Below are 9,852 nucleotides of genomic sequence, written 5' to 3'. Positions count from 1 at the left end.
ACTTCCGGCGGTGTGACAGCCACTATCGGCGGCGTGACTTCCGGTGGCGTGACAGCCACTACCGGCGGCGTGACTTCCGGCGGTGTTACAGCCACAACCGGCGGTGTGACTTCCGGCGGTGTGACAGCCACTACCGGTGGCGTAACTTCTGGTGGTGTGACATCCACTACCGGTGGCGTGACTTCCGGTGGTGTGACATCCACAGGGGGTGTGATATCCGGTGGCGTTGCAACCGATGCCGTAGAGCTGCCTACCGTAACCAATAAATTGGAGTTGCTACCGCTGACCACACTGGTGCCGGAGGCGTTGTAGCCTTCAACGGTGTAATGGAGGTTGTCGGCATTGTAGTGGGTGCCGATGGCATTGGCTTGAACCACGAGGTAACGCTGGCCTTGGGCAAAGCCATAGCTGCTCAGTTTCTGCAACCCGATCGTGGAGCCAGCGGCGATGTTGGCAGTCCCGGCCACCACCAGGCGACCATAGCCGCTGTCGGTGATATCGCCGGTGGACACGGCGTTGCTGGCCACACCGAGGATCAGGCTAGCCTCGGCGCCCTGCTCGTAATTGCCGGCAACATTGATCGTCTTGTTGAGCTGCAGGGTGCTGGCGTTGATCAGGCTGGTGTTCATCGCACCAGAAAGCATCGTCCTGCCGCCGCCCGCCAGCGTCAGCGGACCGCTACCAGCGATCACGCCAGAGAAACTGTCGCTGTGACCACCGTTGTCGAGTGTGCCACCGCCGTTGAGGTTGATGTCGCGCTCGCTGGTGATATTGGCCGTGCTCAGCAACGTGCCATTGTTCAGCGTCAGGCCACCACTGGCGCCGCCCAGGTTAGCATCGCGGCCCACCGACAAAGTGCCGCCGGTGACTGTCGTGCCGCCGGTGTAGGTGTTGAGTCCCGTCAGCGTGAGCGTTCCACCGCCAGCCTTCGTAAGACTGCCATCCCCTGACAAAATGCCCGACCATACTGCCCCAAGACCATTCGTATCGAGGGTCGAGGCGTTCCCGCTCAGATGGGCATTGACACTGGTATTCAAGGTCGAGCCGATGACCTGGATCAAACCCCCACCGAGATTAAAACTGTAGCTGCCACCCTTATTGTTGAAGACCCCCGACAGTGAATTGCCGCCAATCTGAAGTGTGCCGCCGGACAGGTTATAGGTACCGTTGCCGAAAGCAGCAAGGTAAAGCTTCGATGTGCCATCGATGGAGAGCGTGCCGCCTGTCTGATCGATAATGCCTGTGCCTGGCGTGTTCGACTGTACCCAATTGCCAATGATGATCGTGCTGCCGGCGCTGGCGTTCACCGCAGCATCACCACTGATAGAAAGCGAGCCGTTACTGGCCGGATTTGCGTCGCTGTTACGTCCGATGTCGACGAGCGTATGGTTGAGCGACAACGTCCCGCCGGAAATGTCGTATCGTCCTGTGCCGCCTTGATTGCCGATATTGAGCGCGGCTTCGAGGCCACCGAAGTTTACCGTGCCTTCTGTCTGACTCACCGTACCGTTGCCGCCGTAATCACCCACCTGTAATTGAGTCATGTCGAGCGTGCCACCGCTGACAGTGAGTGCACCGACGGCCCCAGGGATAGCGGCGCCCTCCCCGACAGCCAGATAATTAAACGCGGACTGACCTGCGCTCTGAACAAGAACGCCATTGGCGATGTAGGAGTGGGTCGCGCTATTGCCGAACATGGCGCCATTGATGGTCAATGGCGTATTGGCGGAAGGATAGAAATAGATATCACTGGAGGGCACCAGGGCGCTTTGCTGGTTCGCCGTATTCAACGAGCCGGGGTCATTGGTGACTATTAGGTAACCGGCGGGTGCGGCGAATGCCAGGCCCGGCGCCATCAGGATCGCGCCGCCAAGCACCATTGACGCCAAGAGCCCCACCGGTGCGCACACGCTAAAAATACGATTCATTACAACGGTCACCTAAGGAGGGTCTGAGTCGCCATGTATCTCTGGCAGACTTCAGCCCCGTCGATTTTGAAAGCAGAAAATCGATCAAAAATTTATCCGTTCACGCGCTCTTGTTTTGTTTCAGGCGCCACGAATTCCATGCGGCAGTAACGCATGCGAGCCAAACGCTTGCTCTTAATTGGACTGAGCCCCGCCCCACCGAACGCTGAATAACGTTGAAAACTTATGAACCGCGCTAAGGCAGGCTCTGGAGACTCGCCCCGCACGATGGCGAGAACCTGAGTAGGTCTGGCCAGCGGCGCGCCCAATCGCTCTCATGGTTCATTCCCGCCACGAAAATGCTGCGCGCGCATCGACTGGCGGTCGCGCTCACAAATCGTTGCGCAATTAAAGGAGGGACGACGCTGTCATCGGTTCCGCTAAAGTGAATCTGAGGGATGGCAGCGACCTGACGCGCAACATCAATGGCATTGAGCGACGCCGGCATTGCCGACACCTGATGCAGGCGATTGACTTCGGCATGATCCAGATTGCCAGCCACGGTGCGCAGCGAGGCGACATCGTGACGCCGGGCGGCAATCAACACCACCAGCGCACCGCCTCCCGAATACCCGATCAAATTGATGGGTTGACCCGGTACCTGCGCCGCATAATGCGTGACGGCCTGGTTCATCGTGGCGACCACTTCCTCGGAAAAGCGCTTGTCGGTCCAGTAGGCCTTATCACAATGACGATCAAGTGCCTGCGGCGTGAATTGGCAGGGTCGCGCCAGGTACACGATGTTGGCCTCCGGGTCAGCCGCCGCCAGCGCCAGGCCTGTCGCAACATGTGGCGTGGGATCGTCGGAAGGAATCGTTCGGGATCGCCAGGCGAATCCATCGCCCTCGATATAAACAGTGAGCGGCCGGTCAGGATTGGCTATTCGGTAAAAGCTGGTCAGTACAAAGCGGTCGGTATTGACCTGGCCTCGCTGCAACTGGCCGCTGCGCGCCAACGTCTCGGCATGCCGGCCTGGATCGGCGCAACCTGCCAATACAATCAACATCACACAAACAGCTGTGGATACCGTCAGTGGGCGCTGAGCGAGTCTTTTGTTCTCTACGAGTGAGCCCGTGCCTGAGTTCAGGTCAGTTGAACATTCGACTGTTTCAACCGAATCAGCCATAAGCAGTTACTCACCCTGTGAAAAATCACGTCAAAAGCAGAAAATGAGCAGCGCAACACTGGACCACCGCCACAAAAACACTACACATCCAACATTAATGGATTCCCTACCACGAAGGCAGAGCGCCCGATTGAACATCGATAACCGAATCAAATTTCGTCATCTGGTATGTTTTCTCGAAGTGGCACGCCAAGGCAGCCTGGCACGCGCTTGCGACAAACTGGCCATCAGCCAGCCGGCGCTTTCCAAGACGCTGAAAGAGCTGGAGTCGCTGCTGGACGCCAGACTGTTTGAACGGGGTAAAAAAGGCTCGACGCTGACCGAGGCCGGCGTGGCTTTTATGCGGTATGCAGGGCCGAGCGTGCAATCGCTGCGCGAAGGCGTCAACAGTTTGCGCTCCGGTGTACATGAGCCCATTGCCGTGAAGCTCGGGGTGCTGTCCACCGTCGAAAGTTTATTGGTGCCTGAAATGGTCCGCCGCTTACACGAGCGACATCCGGCCTTGGTGGTCAGTGTCGTGACCGGGCCCAGTGCCTATTTGCTGTCACAGCTACGCCTCGGTGAACTGGACCTGGTGGTGGGCAGGATGACCGATAGCCCATTGATCCTGGGGCTGGCGTTCGAACACCTCTACAGCGAGTCAATGACCCTGGTGGTCCGCACGGGCCACCCGGTTCTCGCCGATCCAGTGGGGCATAAAAACCTCGAAAGCTATCCGCTGGTCCTGCCATTGGCGGGGACGACGATCCGAAAATTCGCCGACAGCCTGTTTGTGCAGCACGGGATCACCCCATCACACCAACGCCTGGAAACGTTATCGATAGCGCTGAGTCGACGCTACGTACAATGCAGCCAGGCCATCTGGGTCGCGCCATTTGACGCGGTCCGGCAGGATTTGAGGCAAGGTGATTTGGTGGAGCTGGATCTGGGAATGCGTGAACCCGGCGGCTCCGTGGGGCTGTGCACCAATCCTGCGTTGCCGGTGACACCAGCGGCGCAGTGGTGCGTGGATGCACTGCGCGAAGTCGGGCAAGAATGTCGTGAGGGAAACTATCCATAACCGTTTGGATATGGATCAAGTCGTTTTTTTCAATTTTGGGTTGGGTCGTCCCGGAGGAAACTGGCTACACGTCGCTGCCAACGCAGTGACTGCCTCCGTCCAACCATAAGAACAGGAAAAACGACATGTCTGATGCGCACGACAGCCGCTTCGTCATTCGTGACCGTAATTGGCATCCCAAAGCCCTGACCCCTGACTACAAGACTTCGATCCTGCGCTCGCCCCGCCAGGCACTGGTGAGCATCCCCCAGTCCTTATCCGAATCCAGCGGCCCGGATTTTTCCCACCTGAAGATGGGTCTGCACGATAACGATCTGCTGTTGAATTTCAATCACGGCGGCCTGCCCATTGGTGAACGCATCATCGTCGCCGGTCGAGTGTGTGATCAGTACGGCAAACCGATTCCCCACACCCTGGTGGAGATGTGGCAGGCCAATGCCGGTGGCCGTTACCGGCATAAAAAAGACAGCTACCTTGCCCCCCTTGACCCGAATTTCGGCGGTGTCGGCCGTGCGTTGACTGACCGCGATGGCAACTACAGCTTCCGCACCGTCAAACCTGGCCCCTACCCATGGCGCAACGGTCCCAACGATTGGCGCCCGGCCCATATCCATGTCTCGATCAGTGGCCCGTCAATTGCCACGCGTTTGATTACTCAGCTGTATTTCGAAGGTGACCCGCTCATCCCCATGTGCCCGATCGTCAAGTCAATCTCGAATCAGGAGGCGGTGCAGAGTCTGATCGCCAAACTGGATATGAGCATGGCCAATCCTATGGATTGCCTGGCTTATCGTTTTGACATCGTCCTGCGCGGTCAGCGCAAGACCCACTTCGAAAACCGCTGAGGAGGCCTGCGTATGCCCGTTCAACTTCTGCCTGAAACCCCGTCGCAAACCGCCGGCCCCTATGTCCATATCGGCTTGGCGCTGGAGGCTGCCGGCAACCCACCGAGGGAACAGGAAATCTGGAGCGACATGGCCAAACCTGGCGCGCCAGGTGAGCACATTCTTGTGATGGGCCACGTTTATGACGGCAATGGCCACTTGATTCGTGACGCGTTTCTGGAGTTCTGGCAGGCGAATCATGAGGGTGTCTACGACACCGGTTACGACCTGGAAAAACCGTTCAACTGTTTTGGGCGTACCGCCACGACCGATGTCGGTGAATGGACGATCAAAACCGTGAAGCCCGGCGTGCTGAAAAATGCCTCGGGCGTTCCCATGGCCGCGCATATCAACGTGTCGCTGTTTGCCCGGGGCATCAACATCCACTTGCAGACCCGTCTGTATTTCGACGACGAACCAGAGGCGAATGCTGTGGATCCCGTATTGAATCTGATCGAACAACCCCATCGGCGCGAATCCCTGATCGCCACGCGTTGCATGGTTGACGGGAAGCTGGCCTACCGCTTCGATATCCATATTCAAGGCGAAGCGGAGACAGTGTTCTTCGACTTCTAACGACCCAGGCACGGTGTTGAGACGCAAGTGCTCAACACCCGAACTTATGCTCGCTGCAACACCGACTCACCCGCCTTCGGTGGCAGTCTCAGGTTATCCAGCAATGCGATTCCCGCCAGCACGGCAACACACAGGAACGTCAGCTGAAAGTCCGCCGTCTCTGCGTGCGCGGTGTTGCCGTGGATGCTCATGGAGAAACGTAACAGCAACGCACCCGTGGCAATCCCCATCGCCATGCTCAGTTGGAAAAACATGCTGAACAAGGTGGAAGCATCGCTCATCTGCTCTTTAGGGACATCGGCAAAGCCCAGCGTGTTGAACGCGGTGAACTGCATGGATCGCGACAAGCCACCGACAAACAGAACCAACAGAACCAGCGCCCGACTCATGTGCTCATCGAGCAATGCACAAGCGGCTATCGCCAGAACGCCGAGGATGCCGTTGAACATCAGCACCGGACGAAATCCCCAACGATGCATCACTCGCGTGGTGAACGGCTTCATCGCCAGATTGCCGGCAAAGACGGCCAATACCAGTAGCCCCGCATCCAATGCCGAAAGACCGAAGGCCAGTTGGAACATCAACGGCAGGAGAAATGGCAAGGTGCTGATGGCGATCCGGAAAATCGAGCCGCCCCACAGGCAGACACTAAAGGTACGAATTTCCAAAACACCCAGCGCCAGCAAGGGTTGCGCATGCCGACGCAGATGCCGCCAGGCAAAAACACCGAGTATTACGCCTGCACCACTGAGTGAGAGTGCCGGCAACACATTGGCATGACTTTGCCCCAGCATTTCCACACCGAACAACAATGCAGCGCTGGCGCCGCCCGCGAGCAGAAAGCCAGTGAAATCGAATGGCCGGGCAATGACGTGGTCCTGCCTGGGAATCAACACCAGCGCGGCTATCAAGGCCAGCACGCCTAGCGGAAGATTGAGGTAGAAAATCCACGGCCAGGAAGCGTGGGTGACGATGAAACCGCCCAAGGGGGGCCCGAGTATCGGAGCAACGAGACCGGGCCAGGTAATAAAAGAAATTGCCCGCACGAGGTCTTTCTTCTCGGTCGTGCGAAGCACCGCCAAACGCCCGACCGGTACCATCATCGCGCCGCTGATACCCTGCAGCACGCGCGCGGCGACAAAGGTTTCCAGGCTCTCACTCAACCCACACATCAACGAAGACAGGCTGAACAGTACGATCGCCGCGCTGAATACAAGGCGTGAGCCAAAGCGATCCGCCAGCCAGCCACTGATGGGGATGAACACCGCAACCGCGAGCATGTACACGCTCATTCCAATGCTCACATCCACCGCCGGCACACCAAACGTCCTGGCCATGTCCGGCAGCGCGGTGGCGATCACCGTCGCGTCGAGGTTCTCCATAAAGAACGTGACCGCTACCAACAGGGCGATCAATGTTGAGCGGCGTTGAGACATCGGTCATCCCTGTTTAGCTGCGACGATGCTCGACACTTTACTATCGAATCAGGTGTACAACACGTTTCGCTAATGCCGATCCCCTAAGCCGCAACACGACCTGTAGCAGCTGGCGAAGCCTGCGTTCGGCTGCGCAGCAGTCGTGATATCAGACGATATGGTGTTTCAGGAAGACCGCAATCCCAGGCTTTACGACTGCTTCGCAGCCGGACGCAGCCTCGCGCTGCTCGACAGCTGCTACAAATCCCCTCAACCAGTTCTGACTCACCACCCACCCCGTAGCAGCTGAGGAGCAACGCGAGGCTGCGTCTGGGATTTGTCTGACAAAACGCGATTGCCTGGTGAGGTTCAAAACGGTATCTACAGATCGCGTTATGGGGCTATCCCCACCCGTGTGCCTCCTCGATGAAGTGCAACACCGCGCTTGAACGCTCATCGATCCGTGAAATCAGCGACAGTTCACTGACCATTTCCGGTTGAGCCAACGGCACAATCCGTATGCCCGGCATGGTCAACCGAGTCATCGTTTCAGGCACGATGCTCAAGCCGATGCCCGCGGCAACCAATCCAGGAATGCTCATCAGCGATGGAACATACATGATGTTTTTGGGATGCAACTGGTTTTGGCGGCAGGCCTGAAGGGTGTGTGAGGTCAAGCCGATACCCGCGGTGTCGTGTAGAAAAACAAACTTCTCGTGCCGAAGCGTCGCCAACTCTCCGGTAAAGCTCTCTGCCAGCTCATGGTTGTCCGGCATGAGCAGAACGAGGTTGGACTCACTGAAATGATGGGTGCGCAAACGGTCTGGCAGGTGATCCTTGAACACCCGGGCAAAGGCAAGATCCAGCTTGTGGTCGAGCAACATGTCAAACTGCGCACGAATACCGGCATCTACCAGCGATACGTTCACCTCGGGAAACGTGCTGAAATAGTAACGCAGCAATTGCGGCAGATTGGCCTCGAACAAGGCTGAGTGATAGCCGATGTTGATCTCGCCGACCTCCCCGCGCCGGGCACGCTGGGCCGCGGCGGTTGCCAGTTCACTGGACTCGATGGACTGGCGCGCATGCGGCAGGAATGCCAGGCCGGCGGCGGTCAACGCCACCCCGCGATTTTCCCGCCGGAACAGAGCCAGCCCCAGTTCGGACTCAAGCGTTCGCATCAATTGGCTCAGTGCCGGTTGCGCAATACCCAACTGTTCGGCCGCCCGGCTGAAGTGTTGCAGGTCGGCGGCGACCACAAAGGCTTTTAGGTGACGCAGTTCCATTAACCCTCACTCATAAGGCTAGCTTATCTATTTGTCTGGATTTCGATAATTATTCTGCAAGCAAGATGCGTTAACGTCTACTCACTTCGACGTTTCCTGCCAGAGCCTGGGCCCTAGTGGAATCGTGTGGGTATTCCGTAACCATAAAAACAACGACGAGCACATCAATGAGCACAACCAGTCACGAGACTCATGATTCGCGCATGCCTCGCAAAGCGGTGACCGCCGCGACCATTGGCACTGCCCTGGAGTGGTTTGACTTCACGCTGTATGGCGCGATTTCGGCAACCATTCTGCCTAAGCTGTTTTTCCCGGCGATGGAACCAACGGCCGGCCTGCTGGCCTCGCTGGCAACCTTCGGTGTGGGTCTGGCCGCTCGCCCATTGGGCGCGATTACCTGTGGTTACCTCGGTGACAAAGTGGGCCGCCGCAACCTGATGCTGGCCACCGTGACCCTGATGGGTCTGGCTTCGGTATTGATGGGCTTGTTGCCCACCTATGGTCAGGTAGGTATCTGGGCGCCGATCCTTCTGGTGCTGCTGCGGATCATTCAAGGCTTCGCGCTGGGCGGCGAGTCCACCGGTGCGCAACTGATGGCGCTGGAGCACGCATCCCCAGACCGTCGCGGGCGCTATTCCGGCATGCTCGGCTTGTGCTCGCCACTCAGTCAGATATTGGCCAACGGCGTATTGATGGGCCTGGCCGCGACACTTTCCAGCGAACAATTTGAAAGCTTCGGCTGGCGGATCCCGTTCCTGATGAGTTTCGTACTGGTGGTAGTCGGGATCTTCATCCGACTGAAAGTCGATGAAACCCCAGCATTCGTCGCCTTGAAAAAGACCCCGGCCAAGCAGGAAAAAAGCCCGCTCAAAACCGCTGTCGGCAGCCACTACAAAACCATCCTGCGCTTGATGTTTTTCTTCTGCTCGCCCGCTGCACTGTTCTATCTGATCGTGATCTTCTCCCTCAGCTACCTGACCAAGCACCTGGGCTTTAGCCAATCGACCGGCTTCATGTCGCTGATGGTGGCTAACATGTGCGCGATTTTCGGTGCGCTGGCCGGTGGTTATCTGTCCGACCGTTGGGGCCGTAAAAAGGCACTGACCTTTGGTTCCTGCATGACCTTGCTGATCCTGTTCGTCTACTTCCCGATCCTCAACACGCTAAACGTCGCCGCCATCATGGCGATCATGGGCCTGTTCCTGGGCTTCGTTCAGTTTCAGAGCGGCATTCAGCCGGTGGCCTTCGCCGAAGCGTTCCCTACCGAGGTTCGTTATTCGGGTTCCGCACTGGCTTACACCGGCGCCAACCTGGTGATCGGCGGCCCAATGCCAATGATCGCGGTTTATCTGTTTGCCCAGTCGAACAACTCGCCATGGCCTCTGGTAACCCTGTGTGTCGTGATCAACCTGATTTCGCTGGCCATGATCCGCATGGGTCGTGAAACCCGTGGTATCGACCTTAACGCCGTCGCCAAAGACGATGCGGTCGACACTCGCGCTTCAGCCATTCTTTCCAAATAACGCAGCAGGACGATC

General features: G+C 57.8%; 8 protein-coding genes. 4 read left to right on the top strand and 4 right to left on the bottom strand.

Annotated elements, in window-relative coordinates; genetic code table 11:
* A partial coding sequence (locus PMI22_RS14510; RefSeq protein ID WP_007945986.1) for a beta strand repeat-containing protein occupies window positions 1-1,928 on the bottom strand: 1,928 nt, incomplete at its 3' end.
* A gap of 235 nt (window positions 1,929-2,163) precedes the next feature.
* Window positions 2,164-3,093 (bottom strand): alpha/beta hydrolase, encoded by a 930-nt coding sequence (locus PMI22_RS14515; RefSeq protein ID WP_007945983.1) that lies wholly within the window; start codon window positions 3,091-3,093, stop codon window positions 2,164-2,166.
* Window positions 3,094-3,223: 130 nt separating this feature from the next.
* On the opposite strand from PMI22_RS14515, the gene pcaQ reads away from it, so the two are divergent.
* From pcaQ to pcaG, 3 genes are all read left to right on the top strand, one after another.
* Window positions 3,224-4,153 carry a pca operon transcription factor PcaQ gene (gene pcaQ, locus PMI22_RS14520; protein ID WP_033049248.1) on the top strand — a complete coding sequence of 310 codons (930 nt, stop codon included), beginning with the start codon at window positions 3,224-3,226 and terminating at the stop codon, window positions 4,151-4,153.
* Window positions 4,154-4,278: 125 nt separating this feature from the next.
* Entirely contained in the window at window positions 4,279-4,998 is a 720-nt protein-coding gene (pcaH, locus tag PMI22_RS14525) for a protocatechuate 3,4-dioxygenase subunit beta (protein ID WP_007945981.1), read from the top strand.
* Window positions 4,999-5,010: 12 nt separating this feature from the next.
* Window positions 5,011-5,613: a protocatechuate 3,4-dioxygenase subunit alpha gene (gene pcaG / locus PMI22_RS14530; RefSeq protein ID WP_007945980.1), complete on the top strand. Its 603-nt coding sequence runs from the start codon at window positions 5,011-5,013 to the stop codon at window positions 5,611-5,613.
* A 44-nt stretch (window positions 5,614-5,657) separates the two neighbouring features.
* Here pcaG and PMI22_RS14535 read toward each other — a convergent pair whose 3' ends face one another.
* Together PMI22_RS14535 and PMI22_RS14540 are read right to left on the bottom strand one after the other, a co-directional pair.
* Window positions 5,658-7,049 (bottom strand): MFS transporter, encoded by a 1,392-nt coding sequence (locus PMI22_RS14535; RefSeq protein WP_007945979.1) that lies wholly within the window; start codon window positions 7,047-7,049, stop codon window positions 5,658-5,660.
* A gap of 380 nt (window positions 7,050-7,429) precedes the next feature.
* Window positions 7,430-8,314, bottom strand: a complete 885-nt coding sequence (locus PMI22_RS14540; protein ID WP_007945978.1) for a LysR family transcriptional regulator — start codon at window positions 8,312-8,314, stop codon at window positions 7,430-7,432.
* Window positions 8,315-8,481: 167 nt separating this feature from the next.
* Here PMI22_RS14540 and PMI22_RS14545 point away from each other — a divergent pair, with 167 nt between their 5' ends.
* Window positions 8,482-9,837 (top strand): MFS transporter, encoded by a 1,356-nt coding sequence (locus PMI22_RS14545; RefSeq protein WP_007945977.1) that lies wholly within the window; start codon window positions 8,482-8,484, stop codon window positions 9,835-9,837.
* Window positions 9,838-9,852 lie beyond the last annotated feature (15 nt).

This window comes from Pseudomonas sp. GM21, from assembly GCF_000282215.1.
Classification (GTDB): Bacteria; Pseudomonadota; Gammaproteobacteria; order Pseudomonadales; family Pseudomonadaceae; genus Aquipseudomonas.
The sequence above is the reverse complement of the archived record's forward strand: the minus strand, read 5'-3'. Positions and strand labels throughout refer to the sequence as shown.

Excerpts from the sequence above, each read along its gene's own strand:
- PMI22_RS14515 (WP_007945983.1), bottom strand. The coding sequence starts at position 3,093 with ATGGCTGATTCGGTTGAAACAGTCGAATGTTCAACTGACCTGAACTCA.
- PMI22_RS14535 (WP_007945979.1), bottom strand. The coding sequence starts at position 7,049 with ATGTCTCAACGCCGCTCAACATTGATCGCCCTGTTGGTAGCGGTCACG.
- PMI22_RS14545 (WP_007945977.1), top strand. The coding sequence starts at position 8,482 with ATGAGCACAACCAGTCACGAGACTCATGATTCGCGCATGCCTCGCAAA.
- pcaG (WP_007945980.1), top strand. The coding sequence starts at position 5,011 with ATGCCCGTTCAACTTCTGCCTGAAACCCCGTCGCAAACCGCCGGCCCC.
- pcaH (WP_007945981.1), top strand. The coding sequence starts at position 4,279 with ATGTCTGATGCGCACGACAGCCGCTTCGTCATTCGTGACCGTAATTGG.
- PMI22_RS14540 (WP_007945978.1), bottom strand. The coding sequence starts at position 8,314 with ATGGAACTGCGTCACCTAAAAGCCTTTGTGGTCGCCGCCGACCTGCAA.